Source organism: Pseudonocardia sp. HH130629-09, from assembly GCF_001294645.1.
Classification (GTDB): Bacteria; Actinomycetota; Actinomycetes; order Mycobacteriales; family Pseudonocardiaceae; genus Pseudonocardia.
This window is the reverse complement of record NZ_CP011868.1, coordinates 697,927-721,050: the sequence shown is the minus strand read 5'-3', so window position 1 is coordinate 721,050 and position 23,124 is coordinate 697,927. Positions and strand designations below refer to the sequence as shown.

Annotated in this window: 26 protein-coding genes and 2 pseudogenes; 11 read left to right on the top strand and 17 right to left on the bottom strand. The window is 73.7% G+C overall.

Translation table 11 applies throughout. The features are described 5' to 3' along the window. Positions 1-109: 109 nt before the first annotated feature. From XF36_RS03440 to XF36_RS03430, 3 genes are all read left to right on the top strand, one after another. Entirely contained in the window at positions 110-1,090 is a 981-nt protein-coding gene (locus XF36_RS03440; RefSeq protein WP_238589094.1) for an ABC transporter substrate-binding protein, read from the top strand. Positions 1,091-1,185: 95 nt separating this feature from the next. Further along, positions 1,186-2,220: a FecCD family ABC transporter permease gene (locus XF36_RS03435; RefSeq protein WP_202968472.1), complete on the top strand. Its 1,035-nt coding sequence runs from the start codon at positions 1,186-1,188 to the stop codon at positions 2,218-2,220. Continuing rightward, a complete protein-coding gene (locus XF36_RS03430; protein WP_060710861.1) occupies positions 2,217-2,981 on the top strand; it encodes an ABC transporter ATP-binding protein in 765 nt (254 codons plus the stop codon). The genes XF36_RS03435 and XF36_RS03430 overlap by 4 nt, the downstream gene beginning before the upstream one ends. A gap of 72 nt (positions 2,982-3,053) precedes the next feature. Here XF36_RS03430 and XF36_RS03425 read toward each other — a convergent pair whose 3' ends face one another. The 5 genes from XF36_RS03425 to XF36_RS03405 all read right to left on the bottom strand — a co-directional run bounded on the left by XF36_RS03425 (position 3,054) and on the right by XF36_RS03405 (position 6,388). After that, the gene (locus XF36_RS03425; protein WP_060714377.1) at positions 3,054-4,133 is read right to left on the bottom strand and encodes an ABC transporter ATP-binding protein; all 1,080 of its coding nucleotides are present in this window, start codon (positions 4,131-4,133) and stop codon (positions 3,054-3,056) included. Between the two features lie 143 nt (positions 4,134-4,276). Beyond that, on the bottom strand, positions 4,277-4,642 hold the full coding sequence (locus tag XF36_RS03420) for a hypothetical protein (RefSeq protein WP_145981241.1): 366 nt from the start codon (positions 4,640-4,642) through the stop codon (positions 4,277-4,279). Beyond that, positions 4,639-5,202 carry a hypothetical protein gene (locus XF36_RS03415; protein ID WP_060710859.1) on the bottom strand — a complete coding sequence of 188 codons (564 nt, stop codon included), beginning with the start codon at positions 5,200-5,202 and terminating at the stop codon, positions 4,639-4,641. Before XF36_RS03415 ends, XF36_RS03420 begins: the two co-directional genes overlap by 4 nt. Next, on the bottom strand, positions 5,199-5,732 hold the full coding sequence (locus tag XF36_RS03410) for a hypothetical protein (RefSeq protein ID WP_060710858.1): 534 nt from the start codon (positions 5,730-5,732) through the stop codon (positions 5,199-5,201). Before XF36_RS03410 ends, XF36_RS03415 begins: the two co-directional genes overlap by 4 nt. Before the next feature lie 110 nt (positions 5,733-5,842). Further along, complete coding sequence (locus tag XF36_RS03405) at positions 5,843-6,388, bottom strand: hypothetical protein (RefSeq protein ID WP_060710857.1); 546 nt, start codon at positions 6,386-6,388, stop codon at positions 5,843-5,845. A 498-nt stretch (positions 6,389-6,886) separates the two neighbouring features. On the opposite strand from XF36_RS03405, the pseudogene XF36_RS35435 reads away from it, so the two are divergent. Then, a pseudogene (locus XF36_RS35435) lies at positions 6,887-6,994 on the top strand (acyl-CoA dehydrogenase family protein); the annotation flags it as partial. 92 nt (positions 6,995-7,086) lie between these two features. After that, positions 7,087-7,728, top strand: coding sequence for a TetR/AcrR family transcriptional regulator (locus tag XF36_RS03400; protein ID WP_060710856.1), 642 nt, complete (start codon positions 7,087-7,089; stop codon positions 7,726-7,728). 341 nt (positions 7,729-8,069) lie between these two features. Here XF36_RS03400 and XF36_RS03395 read toward each other — a convergent pair whose 3' ends face one another. From XF36_RS03395 to XF36_RS03360, 8 genes are read right to left on the bottom strand one after another with little or no spacing between them, the layout of a single operon-like run. Continuing rightward, on the bottom strand, positions 8,070-8,870 hold the full coding sequence (locus tag XF36_RS03395; RefSeq protein WP_238589092.1) for an alpha/beta fold hydrolase: 801 nt from the start codon (positions 8,868-8,870) through the stop codon (positions 8,070-8,072). Between the two features lie 20 nt (positions 8,871-8,890). Further along, positions 8,891-10,312, bottom strand: coding sequence for an aldehyde dehydrogenase family protein (locus XF36_RS03390; RefSeq protein WP_082375733.1), 1,422 nt, complete (start codon positions 10,310-10,312; stop codon positions 8,891-8,893). A 7-nt stretch (positions 10,313-10,319) separates the two neighbouring features. Continuing rightward, positions 10,320-11,183: an SDR family NAD(P)-dependent oxidoreductase gene (locus tag XF36_RS03385; protein ID WP_060710855.1), complete on the bottom strand. Its 864-nt coding sequence runs from the start codon at positions 11,181-11,183 to the stop codon at positions 10,320-10,322. Between the two features lie 39 nt (positions 11,184-11,222). Continuing rightward, positions 11,223-12,023 (bottom strand): enoyl-CoA hydratase/isomerase family protein, encoded by an 801-nt coding sequence (locus XF36_RS03380; RefSeq protein ID WP_060710854.1) that lies wholly within the window; start codon positions 12,021-12,023, stop codon positions 11,223-11,225. Next, a complete protein-coding gene (locus tag XF36_RS03375) occupies positions 12,020-12,859 on the bottom strand; it encodes an enoyl-CoA hydratase/isomerase family protein (RefSeq protein ID WP_238589091.1) in 840 nt (279 codons plus the stop codon). The genes XF36_RS03380 and XF36_RS03375 overlap by 4 nt, the downstream gene beginning before the upstream one ends. Further along, positions 12,856-13,074 (bottom strand): hypothetical protein, encoded by a 219-nt coding sequence (locus XF36_RS03370; RefSeq protein ID WP_193393998.1) that lies wholly within the window; start codon positions 13,072-13,074, stop codon positions 12,856-12,858. Before XF36_RS03370 ends, XF36_RS03375 begins: the two co-directional genes overlap by 4 nt. After that, a complete protein-coding gene (locus XF36_RS03365; protein ID WP_060710853.1) occupies positions 13,074-13,574 on the bottom strand; it encodes an aromatic-ring-hydroxylating dioxygenase subunit beta in 501 nt (166 codons plus the stop codon). Before XF36_RS03365 ends, XF36_RS03370 begins: the two co-directional genes overlap by 1 nt. Continuing rightward, positions 13,571-14,263, bottom strand: a complete 693-nt coding sequence (locus tag XF36_RS03360) for an RHO alpha subunit C-terminal catalytic domain-containing protein (RefSeq protein ID WP_238589272.1) — start codon at positions 14,261-14,263, stop codon at positions 13,571-13,573. The genes XF36_RS03365 and XF36_RS03360 overlap by 4 nt, the downstream gene beginning before the upstream one ends. Positions 14,264-14,406: 143 nt before the next feature. Between XF36_RS03360 and XF36_RS32130 the strand changes: the two genes are divergently transcribed. From XF36_RS32130 to XF36_RS32125, 3 genes and pseudogenes are all read left to right on the top strand, one after another. After that, positions 14,407-15,195: an enoyl-CoA hydratase/isomerase family protein gene (locus XF36_RS32130; protein WP_060710852.1), complete on the top strand. Its 789-nt coding sequence runs from the start codon at positions 14,407-14,409 to the stop codon at positions 15,193-15,195. Further along, positions 15,192-15,545 (top strand): annotated as a pseudogene (locus tag XF36_RS33635) (nuclear transport factor 2 family protein); the annotation flags it as partial. The gene XF36_RS32130 and the pseudogene XF36_RS33635, both read left to right, overlap by 4 nt. Before the next feature lie 245 nt (positions 15,546-15,790). Next, complete coding sequence (locus XF36_RS32125) at positions 15,791-16,348, top strand: enoyl-CoA hydratase-related protein (RefSeq protein WP_349675531.1); 558 nt, start codon at positions 15,791-15,793, stop codon at positions 16,346-16,348. Here the strand turns inward: XF36_RS32125 and XF36_RS03340 are convergent. After that, positions 16,335-16,919, bottom strand: coding sequence for a TetR/AcrR family transcriptional regulator (locus XF36_RS03340; RefSeq protein WP_238589089.1), 585 nt, complete (start codon positions 16,917-16,919; stop codon positions 16,335-16,337). The two genes, XF36_RS32125 and XF36_RS03340, sit on opposite strands and share 14 nt — an antisense overlap. Positions 16,920-17,025: 106 nt before the next feature. On the opposite strand from XF36_RS03340, the gene XF36_RS33630 reads away from it, so the two are divergent. Further along, on the top strand, positions 17,026-19,227 hold the full coding sequence (locus XF36_RS33630) for a phosphotransferase (RefSeq protein WP_238589088.1): 2,202 nt from the start codon (positions 17,026-17,028) through the stop codon (positions 19,225-19,227). 127 nt (positions 19,228-19,354) lie between these two features. Then, positions 19,355-19,834: a hypothetical protein gene (locus XF36_RS33145; RefSeq protein ID WP_060710848.1), complete on the top strand. Its 480-nt coding sequence runs from the start codon at positions 19,355-19,357 to the stop codon at positions 19,832-19,834. 171 nt (positions 19,835-20,005) lie between these two features. Here the strand turns inward: XF36_RS33145 and XF36_RS03320 are convergent, their stop codons facing one another. Next, a complete protein-coding gene (locus XF36_RS03320; RefSeq protein WP_349675530.1) occupies positions 20,006-21,055 on the bottom strand; it encodes an SDR family oxidoreductase in 1,050 nt (349 codons plus the stop codon). 14 nt (positions 21,056-21,069) lie between these two features. Between XF36_RS03320 and XF36_RS33625 the strand changes: the two genes are divergently transcribed. Then, the gene (locus tag XF36_RS33625) at positions 21,070-21,264 is read left to right on the top strand and encodes a hypothetical protein (RefSeq protein WP_060710846.1); all 195 of its coding nucleotides are present in this window, start codon (positions 21,070-21,072) and stop codon (positions 21,262-21,264) included. A 164-nt stretch (positions 21,265-21,428) separates the two neighbouring features. Here the strand turns inward: XF36_RS33625 and XF36_RS03310 are convergent, their stop codons facing one another. Both XF36_RS03310 and XF36_RS03305 read right to left on the bottom strand, forming a co-directional pair. Next, positions 21,429-22,580 (bottom strand): acyl-CoA dehydrogenase family protein, encoded by a 1,152-nt coding sequence (locus tag XF36_RS03310; RefSeq protein ID WP_060710845.1) that lies wholly within the window; start codon positions 22,578-22,580, stop codon positions 21,429-21,431. A gap of 17 nt (positions 22,581-22,597) precedes the next feature. After that, positions 22,598-22,900, bottom strand: coding sequence for an NAD(P)-binding protein (locus XF36_RS03305; RefSeq protein ID WP_145981239.1), 303 nt, complete (start codon positions 22,898-22,900; stop codon positions 22,598-22,600). Between the last annotated feature and the right edge of the window lie 224 nt (positions 22,901-23,124).

The following is a 23,124-nucleotide window of genomic DNA, read 5'->3' as shown; positions in this document are numbered from 1 at the left end:
TGCCCACCACCCAACTCCCGACCCAAGCAACATCAACTTTGGCCGACCAAGATCAGCTCATAGCCTACTCGCGGATTCGGGTCTGACGAGGTTTTCATACATTGGGTCGGTGCCCCCACCCCGTCTGCGCGTCGTCGGCGCCGCCCTGTCCCTGCTGCTGCTCGCCGGGTGCGGCGCCGCCGTCACCGACGCCCCGGCCGGTGGGGCGCTGGCCGCGGGGTTCCCGGTCGTCGACGACAACTGCGGCGTGACCACGACCTACACCGCGCCGCCCACCCGGGCGGTCACCCTGACCTCGAACGCCACCGAGCTGCTGCTGGACCTCGGGGTGGAGCGGTCGATGGTCGGGACGGCGTACCTGAGGAACCGGCCGATCGGCGAGCGCTACGCCGCGGCGTACGCGACGGTGCCGGTGCTCGCGCCGGGCCAGCCGTCGCTGGAGCAGCTGCTCGCCGCCGAGCCGGACTTCGTCTACTCCGGCTACCCCGACGGATTCTCCGAGTCCAGCGGACACACCCGTGCGCGGCTCGCCGAGCTGGGCATCGACAGCCACCTCAACCCCGAGTCGTGCCAGGAGGGGCGTTCGGGCTTCGAGGACCTGTTCGGCGAGACGACCCGGATCGGCGCGATCTTCGGGGTGCCGGAGCGGGCCGAGCGCAGCGTCGAGGGCATGCGGGCCCGGCTCGACGCCGTCGCGGCGCGGCTCGGGACCGTCGATCCGGTGCCGGTGTTCGTCTACAACAGCGGCACCGACGCGCCCCGCACCGCGGGCGGCCGGGCGCTGCTCACCGACATGGTCGAGCGTGCCGGGGGGCGCAACGTGTTCGCCGACCTCGACCAGCGCTGGGGCGAGGTGTCCTGGGAGCAGGTCGCCCGCCGCGCCCCTGCCGTCGTCCTGATCTACGACTACCTCGACCCGAGCGTCGAGTCGAAGATCGCGACGCTGCGCGCGACGCCGGCACTCGCCGGGCTGCCCGCGCTGGCCGGCCCGTTCCCGACTGTCCCGCTGTCGGAGGCCCAGCCCGGGCCGCGCTCGGTCGACGCCGTCGAGCGGCTGGCCCGCGAGCTGCACCCCGACCGGTTCCGGTGACCGGGCGCGCGGCTCCTCGCGGTGCTGCGCCCGGACGGGCCGCTCCCCGATCCCGCGCCGGCCCCGGCGCGGGCCGCGACGGCGGGCGCGGCCGGGTGCCGACGGCGACGGCGGTCGCCGTCCTGGCGGTGCTGCTGGTGCTCGCCGCCGGCCTCGCGCTCACCACGGGCTCGGTGCACGTTCCCTGGTCGGTGACCTGGCGGATCCTCGCCCACCGGGTCGGCGGCACCGCCTGGGTGCCCGACCCGGACTGGTCCCGGGCCGACGACCTGATCATCGCCGACACCCGGTTGCCCCGGGTGCTGCTCGCCGGGCTGGTCGGCGCGGCGCTGACGGTGGCCGGGATGGTGCTGCAGGCCGTGGTGCGCAACCCGCTGGCCGGGCCGGGCGTCATCGGCGTCTCCGCCGGCGCGGCGACGGGCGCGGTGGTCGTGATGCGGTTCGGGCTGCTCGGCGCGGGCGCGCTCACGCTGAACGTGGCCGCGTTCGCCGGGGCACTGCTGACCCTCGCCGTGGTGCTGGTCATCGCCCGCTCCGGCGGGCGGATCACCGTCCTGCGGCTGATCCTCGGCGGTGTCGCGGTCGGGTCGGTGCTGTCGGCGCTGACCAGCCTGCTGGTGCTGACCGCGCCCAGCCCCACGCTGGCGTCGCAGGTGCTGTTCTGGACCCTCGGCGGGTTCGGCGCCGCCCGCTGGGACGTGCTGGTGGTACCGGCGGTCGTCCTCGGCGCCGGGGTCGTGGTGCTCGTGTCGCGGGCGCGTGACCTGGACCTGCTGCTGGCCGGCGACGAGAGCGCGGGCGCCCTCGGGCTGGACGTGCACCGGTTCCGGCAGGCGATGTTCGTCGTCGTCGCCGTGCTGGTCGGGGTGACGGTCGCGGTGAGCGGGGTGATCGGCTTCGTGGGGCTGATGCTGCCGCACGTCGTCCGGTTCCTCGTCGGGTCCGGTCACCGGCGGGGCCTGCCGGTCGCGGTGCTGGTCGGCGCACTGTTCACGGTGCTGGCCGACCTGGTCGCGCGGACCGTCGTCATCCCCGAGGAGCTGCCGGTCGGGATCGTCACGGCGCTGGTCGGCGGCCCGTTCTTCGTGTGGCTGCTGCGCCGCGACGGGCGCCGGGAGGGTGCGCGGTGACCCCCCTGGAGATCGACGACGTGCACGTCGTCGCCGGGACGGCCACGCTGGTCGCCGGGGTCTCGCTGACCGTCGGCCCGGGCGAGGTGGTCGGGCTGCTCGGCCCGAACGGCAGCGGCAAGTCCTCGCTGCTGCGCACCGTCTACCGGGTCGGGGTGCCGTCGTCGGGGACGGTCCTGGTCGAGGGGACCGACGTGCGGCGGGCCCCGGCGCGGTGGGTGGCCCAGCGGGTCGGCGTGGTCCTGCAGGACATGCCCTCGGACTTCCCGCTGACCGTGCGCGAGGTCGTCGCGATGGGGCGCTCGCCGCACAAGCGCCCGCTCGCCGCCGACGACCCGGTCGACGACGCCCTGGTCGCCGCCGCCCTGGAGCTGCTGGAACTCTCCCGCCTCGCCGGACGACGCTTCGCCACGTTGTCCGGCGGCGAGCGGCAGCGCGCACTGGTCGCGCGGGCGCTGGTCGGGCGCCCGGCGCTGCTGGTGATGGACGAGCCGACCAACCACCTCGACGTCCGCCACCAGCTGGAGCTGCTGACGCTGGTGCGCGAGCTGGGCCTGCCCACGCTGGTGGCCCTGCACGACCTGAACCTGGCCGCGCGCTACTGCGACCGGCTGTGCCTGCTCGACGCCGGCCGGGCCGTGGCCACGGGGACACCCGCGCAGGTACTGACCCCGGAGCGGATCGCCGCGGTCTACGGCGTCACCGCGACGGTGCTGGCGCACCCGTCGGCGGACTGCCCGCTGATCGTGCTGTCCCCCTGAGCGCGGTCCGCCCGCGTCGGGTGGGACCCACCCGGCGCGGGCGCCACGACGTCGGGCCGGGAACGACCCGCCTCAGCCCCGCACCTGCGGCTGCACGTCGGTGGGCGAGTCGTCGCCGCCCGCTCCCGCCCGCGCCTCCTGCCGGGTGCTGCCGTCCCGCGACGGCGCGGCGAGCTGCGCGGTGGCGTCGGTCTCGGCGTGCTGCTCGCGGATCGCCTCCTGCGCCGACTGCGGCAGCTCGTGCAGCATCGCCTCGACGCGCTCCCGGCGACGGTGGACCGCCTTCCGGTCCGGCATCCCCGTCGAGGCCACCAGCTGCGGCTTCATCGGCGGACGACCCTCCAGCTCACCCGCCTCCTCCATCTCCCGGGCGGCCTGCGCGGCGTCCTTCTCCTCCGACATCCCGATCGGACCCTCACGACGACCGTTCAGGAACTGCGCCACCACCGGCTCGTCCGAGGTCAACAACACCTCCCGCGGACCGAACATCGCCAGATGCTTGCGATACAGCAGACCGATGTTGTCCGGCACCGTCTGCGCCGAGTTGATGTCATGGGTCACGATCAGGAACGTCGAGTCCGTCATCGCGTTCAGATCGATGATCAACTGGTTCAGGTACGCCGTCCGCACCGGATCCAGACCCGAGTCCGGCTCATCGAACAGAATGATCTTCGGATCCAGCACCAACGCCCGCGCCAACCCCGCACGCTTGCGCATACCACCCGAGATCTCCCCCGGCAGCTTCCCCTCCGCACCCACCAGACCGACCATGTCGATCTTCTCCATGACGATGTCCCGGATCGCCGACTCCGACTTGCGCGTGTGCTCCCGCAACGGGAACGCGATGTTGTCGAACAGGTTCATCGACCCGAACAACGCACCGTCCTGGAACAGCACCCCGAACAGCTTCCGGATCTCGTACAGCTCGGACTCCGAGCACTTGCACAGATCCACACCCTCGATGACGATCGATCCCCGCTCGGGCTTCAGCAGCCCGATCAGCGACTTCAGGAACACCGACTTGCCGGTACCCGACGGGCCCAGCAGCACCGACACCTCGCCCGCGGGCAGGGTCAGTGTCACGTCCGACCAGATGTTGGCCGGACCGAAGGACTTCGTCAGCCCTTCGACCTTCACCTCGACGCCCGTCATCTCGTGGCCTCTCGACTCGCAGTTCGCGTACTGGAAGTTTCGCAGGTCCGACACCAACCAGCGCCCGTCGACGAACTCGACGATCACCTCGGCACGGCCGACGGTGGTCCGCTTGTCGTCGGACCCGCGGCTGGCGTCCTGGGTCAGGTAGAGCAGGGTGGTGACCCGGTCGGGCTGGGCGTCGACGACACCGGCCCGGTCACCGTCGTGCGGGTACCGACCCCGCGGTCCAGCGCCGGGCCCACGACCGAGTCGAGGACGGTGCCGAACTGGCGGCCGAAGTCGCCGGTGACGAGCCCGCGGGCCCGTGCGAGGTCGGCGTCCCGGGACGCGGGCCGGTAGCTGAGGACCTGCTCGGTGAGGGTCCGGGCGGCGGCGAGCCCGTCGGTCCTGGCCTGCTCGATCTGCTGGGCCGGACGGACGACGACCAGGTGGACCACGACGGCCGCCACGGCGAGCACGCCTGCCGTCGTCGTCACGGCGCGCAGGCCGGGGAGCGGGACCCTCACGGTGCGACCTCCACGGTCGAGACCTTCCACGAGCCCTCCTGGTGGGCGAGCGTCAGCAGCATCCGGAAGTCCCGCTTCGCACCGTCGGGGATCTCGGAGTTGCGGACGGTGGTGCTCGCGCTGACCAGCACGACGGCGGTGTCGTCGTCGGCCCGCTCGATCCCGACGGCGTCGATGCGTCCCTCGGTCGACACCTTCCCCTCCACCAGGATCTTCCCGAACACCTCGGAGAAGCGGCCGAGCTCGGTGCGGAACGGCTCCGCGGCGACGGCGAACAGGTCCTCGCTGCGCCGGCGGGCGTTGTCGCCACCGATGCTGATGAAGTCGTTCACGACGCGGGTCGACACGTCGGTGATCTCCCGCCGGTCGGCCTCGGCGCGGCTGGTGGACACCCAGCCCAGTCCGACGAGGACCGCACCAGTGAGGGCCAGCAGGAGCAGCAGGACGGCTGCCGCCGGGAGCAGGAGGCCCCGCCGCCCCGTGTGGGACGCCGTGGTGTCGGGCCCCGTGGTGGACCCGGTGGCCGCCTCGGTGCGGTCCGTCCGCTCGCCCGCCGTCACGCCTGGTCCAGACCGGCGATCAGCCATCGGCCGTCGACCTCGCGCATCGTCAGGGTCGCCGCCACGGTGTCCACCCGCTCCCCCTGGTCGGTCGTCGTGCTCCGGTTGACGAAGGCGAGCACCTTCGCGTCGCCGCCCTCGGAACCGATCCACGCTGCCCCGACCACGCGGGCCAGCGTGCGTGCCTTCAACCGCTCCGCGTTCGGGCGGACCGACTCGTCGAAGAGCCGCTCGTAGTCGTCGTGGAAGCTACCGGTCGTCGCCTCGTCGACGACCCTGGCGGCCGCGTCGAGCTTGGTGCCGTCGTAGGACAGCAGGGTCTGCAGCTGCGTCGTGGTCGCGGCCAGCACGTCGGCCCGGGTCCCCTCCTCGGCGCCACCCGAGGCGAGCATCGCCCCGGGCACCCCCGCGACGACGGCCAGCACCGCCGCCACGGCGGTCAACCCGATGACCAGCATGCGCCGCCGGGATCGAGCCGGGTGGGCGGCGCCGCCGGTCGCGCCCCGGTCCTCGGTGTCCCCGGTGCCCACGCCGGTCCGCTCGTCGATCCGGTGGGACGGACCCGCCGTCGTCGCCGACCGGCCTCACGGCACGAACTCCAGTCGGGAGACCAGCCATCGTCCGTCCTCCTCCTGCACGGTCAGTCGAGTCCGGTACCGGCGGGGTTCACCCTGGGGGACTGGGTGTTGCGCACCGTCGAGTTCGCGGACACGAGCACCACCGCCCGCCCCGGCCCGTGCTCGGCGACACCGGCCGCGACGACCGATCCGGTCGAGGTGACCTCGGCGTCCCGGATCGCGCCGACGAAGCCGGCGGACCGGCCCGCGAGCTGGCACGCGAACTCCCCCGTCGATCCGGCGGTGAGTCGCGCGAGGGTGTCCTGCGCGGCCGCCGGGCCGATGGTGAGCAGGTCGGTCACCGTCTGGCGGGCGGCCACCAGGGCCGGCTCGTCGTCTCCCGCTGCCGGTGCCCGCCGGACGGCCAGCACGGTGACCAGCACCGCCACGACCACGACCAGTCCGGCCGGCAGCAGCGCTCCCGCGGGCAGGCGTCGCCGCCGGGGCGCAGTGCAGTCCGTGTCGAGCGTGTCGACGGCGGCGACCTCGGGGACCTCGGCCGGGGCGCTCGTCCGCCCGCTCCGGCCGGAGCGGTGGCGCCGAGCGGGTCCAGCACGATGCCCTGCCACCCGGTGTCCGTCGACGGGACCTGGTTCCCGTCGACGACCGGGGTAGTGCTGCCCGGCGGCAGGAAGATCCCGTCCAGCGCGACGGCGTCGGAGGGCAGGTAGCCCTGCTCCCCCGGGGCACAGGGCTGGTTCTCCTCCGGGTCGGTGTTCGGGCCGCTGCTGGGCAGCCTGTCCGAACGCAGCAGGTTGTCCGCGGTGCTCGTGGTCTGGCGTACCGGCGGCCTCCATCTGGGTGTCGATCGCCGCCCGACGCGCGGCCTCGGCCTCCTCGGGGCTCTGGAAGTCCAGGCCGCAGGACCGGGCGCCCCGGGCCCCGACCGCCGGGGACCGGCGCGCCGGGCGGGCAGGCGTAGGCTTTGCCGCCACGGGCCGCCTTGAGCGGGTCGGCGTCCTTGCAGCGCACGTCGCTCGGCGGCCGGGCCGGCGAGCTGTCGTTCGGCGGACGCCGGTCGACGACGAAGCCCTCGGTGCACGACGCCGGATCGTTGACCTGCGTCTGTCGCGCGGGCCTACGCCGACCGTCGCATCCAGACGATCTACGGCGGCACGACCGAGATCATGAAGGAGATCATCGGGCGGGACATCGCCTCCCGGTACCGCTCCTGAGCAGAGGTCGCCGGCACCCGGACCCCCGCGTACCAGCGACACGGCCGGGCAGGTGTCCGGCTGGTGACCCCCGGTCCGCCTATCCTGGTCCGGTGGCCCGCAGGACGAACGCGGTGGCCCCAGCCGCCACCGACGACACCGACGCGACCGACACCAAGTCGGCTCGCACCCGTGCCCGCCTGCTGGACGCCGCGGCGCGGGTCCTGAGCGAGAAGGGCTTCGCGGGGACCCGGCTGTCCGACATCGCGAAGGCCGCGCAGATCCAGGCGCCGGCGATCTACTACTACTACCCGTCCCGTGAGGACCTGATCGAGGACGTCGTCGCGACGGGCGCGATCTCGCTGCGCGACCACCTGTCCCAGGTCCTCGAGGCACTGCCGCCGGACACCCCACCCGCCGAGCGGATCGCCGCGGCGGTGGAGGCGCAGCTCCGGCACGAGCTGCAGCTGTCCGACTACGCCCGGGCGGTCGTCCGCAACGCCAACCAGCTGCCCGAGCACCTGTCGGCCCGTGCCCGCGTGCACATCGGGGAGTTCCACGACATCTGGCGCGGACTGGTCGAGGACCTGCGCGCCACCGGGCAGCTGCGGCACGACGTGGAACCGTCCATCGGCCGCATGCTCGTCATAGGCTCGCTGAACTGGACGGTCGAGTGGTGGGACCCGCAGCGGGGCGACATCGACCGGACGATCACGGTCGCCCAGTCGATGGTGCTACACGCGCTGCGGCCGTGACCTCCCTCCCGGTGCCACGACGCGGGACGCCACGGCACCGGGGGGCACGGGGTCAGGCGTAGCGCTTCTTCAGCTCGCCCTTGACCAGCTTGCCGGTCTCGGTGCGGGGCAGGTCGTCGACGACATCGCACCACCGTGGTGTTCCTGGCGTCGCGCGGCTCGCGCTGGCTCAACGGCTCGACGATCACCGCCGACGGCGGCATCACCGGCGCCGTCGCCGCCGGGCTGGTCCCGGACCCCGAGATCTGAGCCCGGGCCGGCCGGTGGGCGCCTCGGTGGCGGTGCCCACCGGCCGGTGTCGTCCGGCGTCGCTCGGGGTCGTCGGGGGTCCTTCAGGGTCGTCAGTGCTCGGCCGGGTCCGCGTCGCGGTCGACCCGCGCCGTGAACCGGGTGATCAGCGACGAGACCAGGGCCGGGGCGTCGGCCATCGGCACGTGTCCCACCACCGGCACCCGGACCAGCTGCGCGCCGCGGACGGCCTCGACCATCGGACGGCCGTAGCGTGGGAAGGGCAGGATCCGGTCCCGCTCCCCCCAGGCGATCATCACCGGGCCCTCCGGCGTGAACGGGGCGAGCCCACCCGAGTCCGGGGCCCCGGCGAGCAGGTCGGCCAGCACCGCGCAGCCCGCCAGGTCCTCGACCAGCTCCCCGACGTCGGCCTGCGACAGCACCTCCGGGTGCTCGGAGACCGCCCGCAGCAGCAGGCGGCGCACCGCACGCGGCCGCAGCACCGCACCCGTGCCCGGCAGCCGCCCGATCCGCCCGCCGATGCGGAACAGCCGCAGCAGCCGGTCGAGGTCCGCCGGTGTCGCCCACGCCCCGGCCGGGGACAGCGCGACGACCGACCGCGACCGGCCGCGGCGGGCCAGCTCCAGCGCGACCCACCCGCCGAGCGAGTTGCCCACCAGGTGGGCCCGGTCGATGCCGGCCTCGTCCAGCGCGACCTCGACGGCGTCGACGATCGCGGGCACCACATTCTCGGGGGCCACCGACAGCACCGGGCCGCCGTGGTGCCCCGCCAGCGTGGGCGCGACGACGTGGTGGTGGCGCTTCAGCGCCGGCAGGACCGGCCGCCAGGCCCGCCACGACGACGTCGCGCCGTGCAGCAGGACCATCGGCGTACCGACCCCGCCGACGTGCACGGGCTCGACGGGGATCCGGGTCAGAAGAACCTCCGCAGCAGGGCCATCTTCCGGTCGGTGTAGGGCGGGTACATCAGCGACGGGTCCGGCTTGGCCGGCTTGTCCAGCACCGCCTTGCGGTGGCTGAACGCGTGGAAGCCCCACTCGCCGTGGTAGGCGCCCATCCCGCTGTTGCCCACACCGCCGAAGGGCAGCTGCGGGACGAGGCAGTGCATGGCCAGGTGGTTGACCACCACGCCGCCCGAGCTCGTCCCGGTGAGCACCCGCTCCTTGACCGCCTTGGACCCGGTGAACAGGTACAGGCCCAGCGGCTTCGGGCGGTCGTTGACGAAGCGCAGCGCCTCGTCGACGGAGCGCACGGTGAGCACCGGCAGGATCGGGCCGAAGATCTCGTCGGCCATCACCGCCGAGTCCGGCGACGGGTCGACCAGCACGGTCGGCTCGATCGCGTGCGAGGCCGCGTCGGTGCCACCGCCGAGCGCGACGGTCCCGCCGTGGTCGTCGAGCAGGCCCGCGATCCGGGCGAACTGCCGGTCGTCGACGATCGGCTGGGTGGCGGGCTCCCCCGCGCGGAACTCCCGCACGGTCGCGACGATCCCCGCGACCAGGCGGTCCCGCACCGACTCCTCGACCAACACGTAGTCCGGTGCGATGCAGGTCTGGCCGGAGTTCAGCAGCTTCACCCAGGCGATCCGGCGGGCCGCGACGTCGATGTCGGCATCGGTGGTCACGATCACCGGGCTCTTGCCGCCCAGCTCCAGCACCACCGGCGTCAGGTGCTCGGCCGCGGCGGCCATCACCTTCTTGCCGATCCCCGGGCCGCCGGTGAAGAACGCCAGGTCCAGGCCCTGCGCGAGCAGGGCCTGGGTGACCGCGGCGTCGCCCTCCAGCACGGCGACCGCGTCCGGGTCCAGGTACTCCGGGATCAGCCGGGCCATCAGCGCGGAGGTGGCCGGGGCGTGCTCGGACGGCTTGACCACCGCGGTGTTGCCGGCCGCGACCGCGGCCACCAGCAGGCCGAGCGTCAGGTAGACCGGGTAGTTCCACGGCCCGATGACCAGCACCGTGCCCAGCGGCTCGTACTGGTAGAAGCCGCGGCCGGGCAGCATGGACAGCGGCAGCGACGTCCGTCGCCGGCGCATCCAGCGCTTGAGGTGCTTGCGGGCATAGGCGGCCTCGGCCGCGGTGGAGGCGATGTCGCCGAGCCAGGCGTAGGGCGCGGGGCGGCCCAGGTCCTGCGCGAGCGCGGCGGCGATGTCCGGCTCGCGCTCGGCGACCAGCCGCTCGATGCCGTGCAGCTGGCGGCGCCGCCAGGCGAGCGGCCGGGTCCGGCCGGACTCGAAGGTCCGGCGCAGGCAGGCGACGGTGGCCGCGGCGTCCGAGGCCTCCGTGGCGTCCGTGGCGTCCGTGGCCTCGGGGGACGTGCTGTCGGTGACGGTCACGGCCGCCTCACCCGACCGGGGTCGTGCCGACGACGGCACCGTCGAGGTCGACGATCTCGGCGAACCGGTCACCGACCTGGTCGATGGTCGGGACCTCCGCGAAGGTCACGCCCTTGCTGCGGAACTGCGCGACGCGGTGAACCTCGCCGCCACCGACGACCAGGACGCTGCCGGTCTCGGTGCACTCGTCGGTCAGCAGGTAGCCGACGACCGGGGCGACGTGCGCCGGGTCGAGCTTCGCGAGCACCTCCGGCGGCGCGATGTCGGAGGTCATCCGGGTCGCCGCCATCGGCGCGATCGCGTTCGCGGTGATGCCGCGCTTGCGGCCCTCGATGGCCAGGGTGTTGATGAGCCCGATCAGCCCGCCCTTGGCGGCGCCGTAGTTGGCCTGCCCGAAGTTGCCGTAGATCCCCGAGGTCGAGGTGGCGACGACGACCCGGCCGTGGCCCTGCTCGCGCAGGTGCGGCCAGGCCGCGTGGGTCACGTGGTAGGCGCCGTAGAGGTGCACGCGCTGCACGGCGTCCCAGTCGTCGTCGGTCATCGAGTGGAACGACCTGTCCCGCAGGATGCCGGCGTTCGCCACGACGCCGTCGATGCGGCCGTAGGCCTCCAGCGCGGTCGTGACGACCGCGGCGCCGCCCTCGGACGTGGCCACGCTGTCGTGGTTCGCCGTGGCCTCGCCACCCTCGGCACGGATCTCGGCGACGACGGCTTCCGCGGCGCTCGATCCGCTGCCGCGGCCGTCCCGCGACCCACCGAGGTCGTTGACGACGACCTTCGCGCCCGCCCGCGCCAGCACCAGCGCGTACTCGCGGCCCAGGCCGTTGCCCGCCCCGGTGATCGCGACGACGCGTCCCTCGACTCCTGCCATGCCTGCCGAACTCCTTCGTAGTGGGGGTGGACGGCCGCGTCAGCGGCCGGTGAACCGGGGCCGGCGCCGTTCGAGCACGGCGGCGAGCCCCTCGCGGGCGTCCGCGGTGCCGGACAGCTCGGAGACCGTGCGGGCCTCCTCCGGCAGCTGGGCCTCGACCCGGGCGCCGAGCCCGGACCAGACCAGCCGCTTGACGGCACCGAGCGCACGCGGCGCGCCGGCGGCCAGGGTGCGGGCGACGGCGAGCGCCTCGTCGTGCAGCGCGTCGTCGGCGACCACCCGGGTGATCAGCCCGATCTCGACGGCCTCGGCGGCGGTCAGCGTGGGGTTGAGCAGCAGGATCTCCATCGCCTTGCGCAGCCCGACGAGCTGGGGCAGCGTCACCGACGAGCCCGCGTCGGGTGCCATGGCGACCCGCGCGGCGCCCGACATGAACTTCGCCGACTCCCCGGCGAGCACGATGTCGGAGGCACACACCAGGCCCAGTCCCCCGCCGCCCGCGGCGAACCCGTGCACCGCCGTGACCACCGGGACGGGCAGCGCCAGCAGGGCCTGCGCGACGTTCTGCAGCCAGGCGGTGGCCTCGCGCAGGTAGTCCGGGAGCGCCTCACCCTTGGCGGCGAAGGTCTTCACGTCACCGCCGGCGCAGAAGTGCGGGCCCTCGCCGGTCAGCAGGAGCACCCGCAGGCCGGCCTGCCCGGTGGCGGTCATGACGGCGTCGTAGAGCGCGCGCAGGAACGGCACGTTCATGCCGTTGGCGGCCTCGGGGCGGTTGAGGCGCAGCCGGCCGACGCCGTCCTCGTCGAGGTCGAACAGGACCAGCTGGTCGGTGACGGTCACGTGCGTGTCCTTCCGGTGAAGCGGCCGATGCCCGCACCGGCCCGTTCCCCGTCCAGGTGGGCGAGGGTGGCGGCGGTCTCGGCGGACAGGCCGTCGCCCAGCGGGTCGTCCAGCCCGCCGCGCACGAGCTGCTTGATCCGGGCCAGCGCGCCGGGGTCCTCGCCGAGCAGGTTGGCGACGGTGTTCTCGACGAGGGCCTCGAACCCGTCGGCCGGGGCGCAGGCGTAGGCGATCCCCCAGTCGACGGCGTCGCGGCCCGAGAGCCGGTCGCCGAGCAGGATGTGCCCGAGTGCGCGTGGGGTCCCCACGATGCGGGGCAGCCGCTGCGACCCGCCACCGCCGGGGATCATGCCGAAGTTGGCGTGGTTGTCGGCGAGCACCGCGTCCTCGCGGACGAGCGCGATGTCGACGGACTGGACCAGCTCGAAGCCGCCGGCCATCGCGTAGCCCTCCACGGCGGCGACGACCGGGATCGGCAGGTCCGCGATCAGCTGGCACGCACCGACGAAGGTCTCGAACAGCGGTCGCAGCGCCTCCGGGCCGTCCTCGCGCAGTCGGGAGACCTCGTGGAAGCCCCCGCCCGCGCAGAAGTGCCCGCCCGCCCCACGCACCACGACGACGTCGACCTCGGCCGCGGCCGCCACCAGCGACGCGTGCAGGGCGCCGGCCAGCGCGACGGTGATCGCGTTGCGGGCCTGCGGCCGGTTCAGCGTCAGGTGGGCGACGCGCCCGTCGGCGCGCTCCTCGATCCGGGACAGGACCGGTGCGGTGTCCGGGCCGGTGCCGGGGTCGGTGCCGGGGTCGGTGCCGGGGTCGGTGCCGAGGTCGGGGCTCACGTGTCCTCCCGCCACCGGTCGGCCGACGGATCGAGGAGCTTGTGCAGGTGTCCCTCGGGCAGCCACACCAGCGTCTCCAGCTCCAGCGCGTGGAGGTAGCGGACCCGGCCGGTGCGCAGGTCCTCGATGCGCAGCCGCCGGCTGTTCGCCTCGTCGTCGATGCGGACGGCGACCTCGGCGAACTCGTTGCCGACGATATCGGGACGGATCTCCATCAGACCAGGAACGCCAGCGTCGCGATCGCGCGGGCGTTGTCCACCAGCGCGACCTTCTTGTAGGACATCGCGAGCTCCCCGTCGACCACACGCAGCCGGTAGGTGTAGCGCCCGGCCCACAGCTGGGTGCCGCGCTCGCGGGACTCGACGAGCACGAAGTTGGCGCCGACCTCGGTGTCCCCGGTCTCGGGCACGGTACCGAGTATCTCCACGTTGGACACGACCCGACGCAGCCGCGACGCAGGCACCTGGGAGTGCCGGCGCCCCGTGCGGTACTGGCGGATCCGGGTGGCGATCCGGTTGCGGTTGTCGTGGATGATCGACATCTGGGTCGTGCGGTCGGCGTCGTCGTCGTTCGCGGGCACCCAGTAGAGGGCGTCCGGGGTCCAGAGCGCCTCCCAGTCGGAGTAACGGTGCTCGTCGGCGTAGCGCGCCTCGCGGTAGAGGAACTGCTCGACGGTGCGCAGGTCGAGCCCGGTGGCCGGCTCGGTGGTGGTCATCGGCCCTCCGTCATCAACCGCCGGTAGTGCGTCCAGAACCCGCGCATACCGGTCTCGTCGGTGGCCCCGCCGACGGTGAGGCCACGCTCGTCGGTGTACTCGCGCTCCGCGCCGCGCCGGATGTCGAGCCACTCTGGGCGCAGCTCGGCGACGCCTGCCTGGTTGCGCTCGTACATCTCGGTGTCGTCGGCCAGCAGCATCCCGGCCGGCCCGACCGACCCGATGCACTGCTGCGGCATCCGCTTGTTCATCTCCGGCGCGCCCTTGAGCTGCACCGCGGTGACGTGCTGCACGGTGAGGTCCGCGGCCAGCGGCTGGATCGTGAACAGCTGGATCTCGGCGATGAACAGGTTCGGGAAGATCATCACGTGGGGTCCGCCCTCGACCAGGATGTCGTGGGCGTCGGACCCGTAGGTCTCCCGCATCCGGGCCGCGTAGCGCGGCACCTTCTCCTCGGTCGTGCCGAACCAGCCCAGCGGGACGCCGAGCCTCCGGAACTCCGGGCGCAGGTCGTTCTCGCTGTGCCCGCCACCGAGGTCGCGGGTCACCGCGGTCGACTTCTCACCGTAGAGCGCCCCGATCCCGCTCTCCGCGACGCTGAAGATCGAGGCGTGCACGAACTGCGGGTGGTAGCCGTCGGTCTCGTTCTCCGCGAGGAGCTTCCAGTTCGCCTTCGCGCGGTGCTGCAGGAAGCCGGCGGACAGCTCGACCTCCCCGTCCGGGGACAGCCGGACGTGACATCGCAGGCACCCTTTCGTCGACCAGATTCGAATCGATAATAAACTTATGCCAGATTCGACGTCAACGCGGGGCCGCCGTTCGGGAGGACGCGATGCACGAGGACAGGGCCATCCACCGGGTCACCGGAGGACTCGCCGAGATCAGGCCGACCCGGGACCGGGGCAACGCGATCGACCCCGCGATGGTGGAGGCGATCGACGCCGCCGTCCGCGCCGTCGAGGCCGACGAGACCGTGCGCAGCGTGCTGCTCACCGCCGCCGGTCCGGCCTTCTGCGTCGGCGGCGACCTGGGTTTCTTCCGCAGCCGGGTGGACGACCTGCCCGCCCAGCTGGACTCGATGATCGACACGTGGCACGGCTCGACGCTGCGCAGGCTCTCCGCGCTGCCGGTCCCGGTCGTCGCGGCCGTGCGCGGCGGCGTCGGCGGCGTCGGGCTGGGACTGGTGTGGGGTGCCGACGTGGTCGTCGCCGCCGACGACGTGAAGCTCGCCACGGGGTTCACCAAGCTCGGCATGACCGGCGACGGCGGCAGCACCTGGTACCTGCCGCGACTCGTCGGGATGCGCCGCGCCCAGCAGCTCATGCTGCGCTCCACCCCGGTCGGCGCCGAGCAGGCGCTGAAATGGGGGCTGGTGTCGCGGGTCGTGCCCGGCGACGAGGTCGACACCGTCGCCCGGACCATCGCCGAGGAGTTCGCCGACGGCCCGACCTGGGCCTACGGCGGGATCAAGCAGCTGCTGCGCGACGGCGACGACCGCACCCACGCCGACGGCCTGCTCGCCGAGTACCGGCTGATGACGGCCGGTGCGGGGCGGGCCGACGTCCGCGAGGGCGTCATCGCGTTCACCGAGCGCCGCGCCTCGAAGTTCGACGGCCGATGACCGAGGAGCACACCGTGGACACCACCACCATCACCACCGGGGCCGGCCCCGACGCCGGGACCGGGACCGACGCCGAGGCCGTGGTCCGGCGCCCCTACACCGCGCTCGCCGACGGCGACCGGGACACCTTCGACGCGATCCTCGACCCCGATTTCGTCGGCGTGCTCGCCGCGGGGATGCCGGGCGGGGTGGGCGGCGAGCACCGCGGCGCCGAGGCGATGCGGCGCGACGGCTGGGGCGGCATCGGACGACAATTCGCCGCCCGCGCCGAGCCCGACCGGATCGACGCGCTCGCCGACGGCCGGCTCCTGGTCTCCGGGCACTACCGGGGCCGCGGGCGGCGCGGCGGCGCCGAGCTGGAGGCGGCGTTCACCCACGTCGTCACCGTCACCGGCGGCCGACTGACCCGGCTCGAACAGCTCACCGACACCGCCCGCTGGGCCGCCGCCGCGCCGCCGTACACCACCCTCGACGTGCGGGTCACCGACGGCGTCGGCACCCTGCGGCTGAACCGTCCGGACCGGCACAACGCGGTCGACCGGACACTGGGAGCCGAGTTCGCCCGGGCCGTGGACGCCGTCGCCGCCGACCCCGGGTGCGGGCCGTGGTGCTCACCGGCGGGGACCGGGTGTTCTGCGTCGGCGGCGACGTCGAGCTGTTCACCGGCTGCACCCCCGAGGAGCTCCCCCGGGTCCTGCGCGAGGTCACCGACCTGTTCCACCCCACCGTCGAACGCCTGTCCACGATGGACGCCCCGGTGGTCGCGGCGGTGCACGGCGCCGCCGCCGGGATGGGCCTGGCACTGGTGTGCGCCGCGGACGTCGTCGTCGCCGAGGACGCCGTAGTCACCACCGCCTACGGCGGCATCGGGCTCACCGCGACCGAGGCCCTGGAGTGGGGCCTGGTGACCCGGATGGTGCCCGCCGCCGAGGTCGACGCGGTGGCGCGGGAGTACGCGACGACGATCGCGGACGGCCCGACACAGGCGTTCGGCGCGGTGCGCCGGCTGCTGCGCCGCAGCAGCGAGTCCGACCTGCACACCCACCTCGCCGACGAGCAGCGCTCGGTGGTCGAAGCCGGGCGCAGCCACGACCTGGTCGAGGGGACGCGGGCCCTCGCCGAGCGCAGGCGCCCCCGTTTCACGGGCTCCTGACCGGCCCGGGCCCGGCTCCGACGAGGCGCAGCGCGAACTCCGCGAGCTGCCAGGCGACCTCGTTCTCGGCCGGGCCCGCGTCGTCGCGGAACCACACCGCGACGCCCATCCCCTGGTCCAGGATCGCGTACGAGGCCAGCTGCGGCGAGGCCACCGAGAACACGCCGGCCTCGACCCCGCCGGTGATCAGACGGCGGAAGCGCTGCTCGTAGTCGGCACGCAGCCCGAGCACCTCGGACCGGTGCGGCTCGGTCAGGCTGCGCAGCTCCCGGTTGCCGACGAAGGCCTCCAGGCGGTTGCGGGCGTGGAACCGCACGTGGGCCTCGACCGCGCGGCGCAGCCGCTCGGCCGGGTCGGCGACCCCGGCGACCGCGGCGTCGTGCTCGGCCAGCAGGGCGCGCATGGTCGCGTCGATGACCGAGGCGAGCAGCTCCTGCTTGGAGCGGACGTGCTTGTAGAGGCTCGGGCCGCGGATGCCGACCGCCGCGCCGATGTCGGCCATCGTCGTCGCCTCGTAGCCGCGACGGGCGAACTCCGCCAGCGCCGCCGACCGGATCTCGTCGCCCCGCACGGCTAGCAGTCTATAGCCGACCTGTGACATGAGGCTCCCTGCGCTGTACTCACCTGCCTCGAACCTGCTAGAAGGTGGCTAACACTCATTAGCCGATGGAGGAGACATGGCCGTCGACCTCGCCCAGGACGCGGACGTCCGCGATCTCGCGGAGCGCACCGCACGCTTCATCCGGGAGGTGGTGATCCCGGTCGAGGAGACCCACGGCGGTGTCCTGCCCTCCGAGGAGGCCCGGGTGCAGCTGCAGGACGCCGCCCGCGCCGCGGGGGTGTTCGCCCCGCACGCGTCACCGGAGCTCGGCGGGCACGGCCTGGACATGCGCGCCCGCGCCGCGGTGTTCGAGGAGGCCGGGTACTCGCTGCTCGGACCGATCGCGCTCAACATCGCCGCCCCCGACGAGGGCAACGTGCACATGCTGGCGCGGATCGCGAGCGAGGAGCAGAAGGAGCGCTACCTCGCCCCGCTGGCCGCCGGTGACGTCCGGTCCTGCTTCGCGATGACCGAGCCCGCCCCCGGCGCGGGCTCGGACCCCGACGCCCTGTCCACCACGGCCACCCGGGTCGACGGCGGCTGGCGCATCGACGGCCGCAAGTGGTTCACCACCGGCGCGGACGGCGCCGCGTTCGCCATCGTCATGGCCCGCACCACCGGCGAGCCCGGTGACCGCGGCGGCGCGACGATGTTCCTGGTCGACGCCGACAACCCCGGGATGAAGGTCGGCCGGCACATCCCGACGCTCGACGAGTCGCTGTTCGGCGGACACCTGGAGGTCGAGTTCTCCGACTGCCGCGTCCCGGACGACGCGGTGCTCGGCGAGGTCGACCAGGGCTACCGCTACGCCCAGGTGCGGCTCGGCCCGGCGCGGCTCACCCACTGCATGCGCTGGCTGGGGATCGCCCGGCGCGCGCAGGACATCGCGGTGGCGTGGGCCTCGGAGCGCGAGGTGTTCGGGTCCCGGCTGGCCGACCTCGGCATGGCCCAGGCCATGATCGCCGACAACGAGATCGACATCGCCGCCTCGCGCGGGCTGATCCTGCAGGCCTGCTGGGAGCTCGACCGCGGCAACCCGGCGGGCAGCCAGGTGTCGATCGCCAAGACCTTCACCGCCGAGGCCGTCTGGCGCGTCGTGGACCGGTCACTGCAGCTCAACGGCGGACGCGGGGTGTCCGGCGACGTGCTGCTGGGCCGCTTCCTGCGCGAGGTGCGCCCGTTCCGGATCTACGACGGCCCGTCGGAGACCCACCGCTGGTCGATCGCCAAGCGCACCGTGGGCCGCTACCGCAGGGAACAGGCCCGATGCGGCCCCGACGGCCTGGACCTGGCCGCCCTGGACACCTTCCTGACGGCGAACGTCGACGGGTACCGCGGCGGGGTCACCGCCGAACTGGTCTCCGGCGGCCGCTCGAACCTCACCTACCGGGTCACCGACGGCACCCACGTGTGGATCCTGCGGCGCCCCCCGCTGGGCACGCTGACGCCGTCGGCACACGACATGGGCCGGGAGTTCCGGGTCACCGCCGCCCTGGCGGGCACCGGCGTACCGGTCGCCCCGGCCGTCGCGCTGGCCGACGACAGCGTGCTCGGGGTGCCGTTCGCGCTCACCGGCTTCGTCGACGGGATCGTCGTGCGCAGCGAGGACGACCTCGCCGCCCTCGACGACCCCACCGTGCACGCGGTGGCGTTCTCCCTGGTCGAGACCCTCGCCGCACTGCACGCCGTGGACGTCACCACCGGTCCGCTCGCCGAGCTGGGCCGCCCCGCCGGGTACCTGCGCCGCCAGGTCGAGCGCTGGTACGGCCAGTGGCAGCGCGTCGCCACCCGCGAGATCCCCGACGTCGACACCCTGTACCGCCTGCTCGACGACACCTGCCCGGCCGAGAGCGACCACGCCGTCGTGCACGGGGACTTCCGCATCGACAACGCCATCCTCGACGCCGGGCACCCGGCCACGATCCGCGCGCTCGTCGACTGGGAGATGGCCACGCTCGGCGACCCCCTGGCGGACCTGGCGCTGCACAGCGTCTACGGCGACCCGACGTTCGCACCGGTGCTGGCCGGGTCCGCGGCCTCGACCAGCTCCCGCATGCCGTCGACCGCGGAGCTGGTGGAGCGCTACGCCGTCGCCTCCGGGCGGACGGTGCGCCACTGGGAGTTCCACCGGGGGCTGGCCTACCTCAAGGCCGCGGTCATCGCCGAGGGCATCCACGCTCGGCACCTGCGCGGGGACACCCGCGGGGAGGGGTTCGCGACGGTCGGCGAGGCGACCGCACCGCTGGCCGAGGCCGGGGTGGTCGCCGTCCACGCCTGACCGGCCGGGGGAACGTGCCGGGCACCGCGACCCGGCGCGCCGCGGTCACCGGGTCCGCCCTCAGCCGCCGTGGTGCGCGCGGTCGGCGTACTCGGGCAGCCGACGCAGCCGTCCGGCGATCGCGTCCTTGGTCATCGGCGGCCCGCTGCCGCCGGCGAGCCCGCACCTGCGCTCCGAGGTCGCGATCCTCACCGGCATCGCCGAGGCCACCCTCGGCGACCGGCACGGCATCGGCTGGGCCGCGATGCGCGGGGACTACCGCCGCATCCGCGACCACATCTCGCGCGTCGTGACCGGCTGCGAGAGCTACGAGGTGAACGTCCGCCGGCCCGGCGGGTTCGTTCTGCCGCACCCGCCCCGGGACTCGCGGACCTTCGAGACCCCGTCCGGCCGCGGCGAGTTCGTGGTGTCGCGGGTCGAGGTGCTCGAGGTGCCCGACGGGCACCTGCTGCTCCAGACCCTGCGCAGCCACGACCAGTTCAACACCACGATCTACGGCCTCTCGGACCGCTACCGCGGCATCGAGGGCGGGCGCCGGGGTCGTGTTCTGCCACCGCGAGGACATCCGCCGCGCTCGGCTACGCCGAGGGCGACCACGTCGACCTGATCACGCGCTGGGACGGCGACGAGCACGTGCGCTGCGCGTCGGACTTCCGGCTGGTCGCCCACGACGTCCCGCGGGGCACCGCGGCGGCGTTCTACCCGGAGACGAACCCGCTCGTCCCGCTCGACGCCACGGCGGCCGGGAGCAACCAGCCGGCGACGAAGTCGGTCGTGGTCAGGCTCGGCGTCGCCGGGGGCACCGACTGCAACCCGCGGGGCGCGCAGGGCCAGGTCGGCGACGACGACGGCCACAAGTCCCGGCCGGAGGTGGCACACCTGTCCTGACCGCGGGACCCGCGCGGGTCACCACGGCACGACCGCGCCGGTGTGGTCGAGGAACTGCAGGCCACCGTCGTGGGCATGGCCCTCCAGCACGTCGGCCACCCCGTGCGCGCTCTCGGCGACGGTCAGCCGGCCCCGGGGCCGCCGAGGTCGGTCTGCACCCAGCCCGGGTGCAGGAGCAGCAGGTGCGCGGGTCCTGCACCGTCCGGGCGGCGTAGCTGCGCATCAGCTGGTTGAGCGCGGCCTTGCTCGCCCGGTACACCTCGTGCCCGCCCCGGGTGTTGAACCCGACGCTGCCCTGCCGCGAGGACATGACCCCGATCGTGCCGGTGGGCGGGACCAGCGGGGACAGGCCAGCGACGACCCGCATCGGGCTCAGCGCGTTGGTCACCATGACCTCGGCGAACACCTCGGTCGGCACCTGTGCGGCCGGCACGTCGGCGTCGGCGATGCCGGCGTTGACGAACAGCAGGTCGATCCGGCGGCCGCCGAGGCGCTCGCGCAGCGCGGCGATCCCGGCGGCGTCGGTGATGTCCAGGCGCTCGACGGTCACCCGCCCGGTCCGGGCGGCGAGCTCGGCGAGGCCCTCGAAGGTGTCGCCGCGCACCGTGGCGACGACGTCCCACCCCCGATCGGCGAACTCCCCCGCCAGGGCGAGCCCGAGGGAGCGCGAGGCCCCCACGACGAGTGCGGTGCGGTCGGTCATGTCGCCTCCGGCGGTGTGGCCCGGCTGCTCCCGCCGAGCTCGGTCTCGATCCGCCGCAGCAGCGCGACGGATGTCGATCGCGGCGGGGTCGTCGCCGACCCCGTCGAGCAGTCCGCTCCAGATCCGGCGCAGCACACGCAGGTTCTCCGCGGCCAGGTCGGTCGGGTACAGACGGACGCGGCGGGCGTCGGCCGGATCGGGCTCGCGGCGCACGAGCCCCTTTGGCCTCGAGGCCACGCAGTGCGCGGCTGGTGTTGCTGGAGATCAGCCGCGTCGCCTGCGCGACGGCACCGGCGGTGGTCCCCGGCTCCCGGTCGACGACCCGCATGACCGCGCTCTCCAGCGGGGTCCAGCTCTGCCCGGAGAACGCGGGCTCCTTCGACGCGTGGATGAGCCGGCCGACCGCCAGGATGCGGTCGGCCAGCTCGAACAGCCGGTTCTCCTAGTCCTCGTCCACGCAACGACCGCACCACCACTACCTGTCGAACGACAGGTATCTGCCGACAGCTACCGGACCCGGGGCCAACCGGCCCACCGGACGCCCTCCGGTCCCGCCCCCGAGGCCGAGAACCCTCCGGCAGCGACACCTGCCGGGACGGTCCGGGCGACGTCACTGCCGGGTCAGGTCCCGACCGATGATCTCCTTCATGACCTCGTTCGCACCGCCGTAGATCCGCTGGACGCGGGCGTCCCGGAACGCGCGGGCGATGGGGTACTCGTTCATGTAGCCGTATCCGCCGTGCACCTGCACTCCGGAGTCGATGACCTGCCACTGCATCTCGGTCGCCCACAGCTTGGCCATGGTCGCGTCCACGGCGGTCAGCGTCCCCGCGTTCAACTCCCGCACACACCGGTCGACGTAGGCCCGGGTCACCTCGACGCGGGTCCGCAGGTCGGCGAGGGTGAAGCCGACGCTCTGCTGCTGGGCGAGCGGACGCCCGAACGCGACACGCTGCTTCACGTGGTCCACAGTCCAACCGAACGCGGCCTCGGCGGAGTACTGGGCGGCGACGGCGATGCCGAGGCGCTCCCGCGGCAGATTGCGCATCAGTGCACGCAGCCCGCCCCCCTCCTCGCCGAGCAGGTTGTCGGCCGGGACCCGGACGCCGTCGAAGAACAGCTCGGCGGTGTCCTGCGCGGTCAGACCGACCTTGTCGAGCTTCCGTCCGCGTCGGAAGCCGGGCATCCCCCGCTCGACGACGAACAGTGAGAAGCCGGACGACCCCGCGCCCGGATCCGTCCTCGCCACGACGATCACCAGATCGGCGGTGACGCCGTTGCTGATGAAGGTCTTCGACCCGTCGAGCACCCAGCTGTCGCCGTCCCGCCGGGCCGAGGTGGTGATCCCCCGCAGGTCGCTGCCGGCGCCGGGCTCCGACATCGCGATCGCGGCGACGGTCACCCCGGTCGCGAACCCGGGGAGCCACCGTGCACGTTGTGCGTCGTTCGCCGACTCGAGCAGGTATCCCAGCACGATGTCGTCGTTCGTCCCGAACGCCGACTGCAGTGCCGAAGCGCCCACCTTCGCGATCTCCCCCGAGAGCACGTAGCGGAACCGATAGTCCGACACCCCGGCACCGCCCAGCTCCCCGGGTACGGCGAGACCCACCAGCCCCGCGGCGCCGGCCTTCTTCCAGGTGTCCCGATCGACCTCGCGGGCCTCGTCCCACCGGTCGAGATTCGGCATCACCTCGCGCTGCACGAATGCTCGGGCGGTCTCGCGGTACGCCTCGTGGTCGGCGTCGAAGAGATCGGTCTCCATGAATTCACCTCAATCTGTTAGACACGGGTACCGGGATGGTCGGGGGCGACGCCGTAGCGGAGCAGACCGCCGGGCACCGGGAGCCGCTCGAACATGGACACCCGGACGTCGAGCTCCCGGCGGGCGAAGAGGCTCTCCACCGCGTAGCAGGCGGCGGGGCCCGACCCCACGACGGCGACGCGGAGCGGCCCCCCGCCGGCCGGCGGAGCGACGGTCGTGCGCTCGGTGCCGGCGACCGGCACGGGCCGACGTCCCTCGTACCAGGCCGCGTTCAGCAGCAGGTAGGGGTCGTCGTCGCCCTCGAGGTCGTCGTCGGACACGATCGCCTCGACCGGACACACGTCCAGGCAGGACCCGCCTGGGCGTGGCGAACGCCCTCGAGCCGATCACGTACGTGGCCCGGCTGCCCCCGCCACGAACCAGCGGCAGCGAGCCGTCCGGTCACCTCGTGCACCCGGTGCGAGGACGTCATGGGAGCCCGCGGCGAGCACGGCGACACCGCCGCACGGCTGGTGACGGCCCGGAGACGATCTCCAGGGCGGCA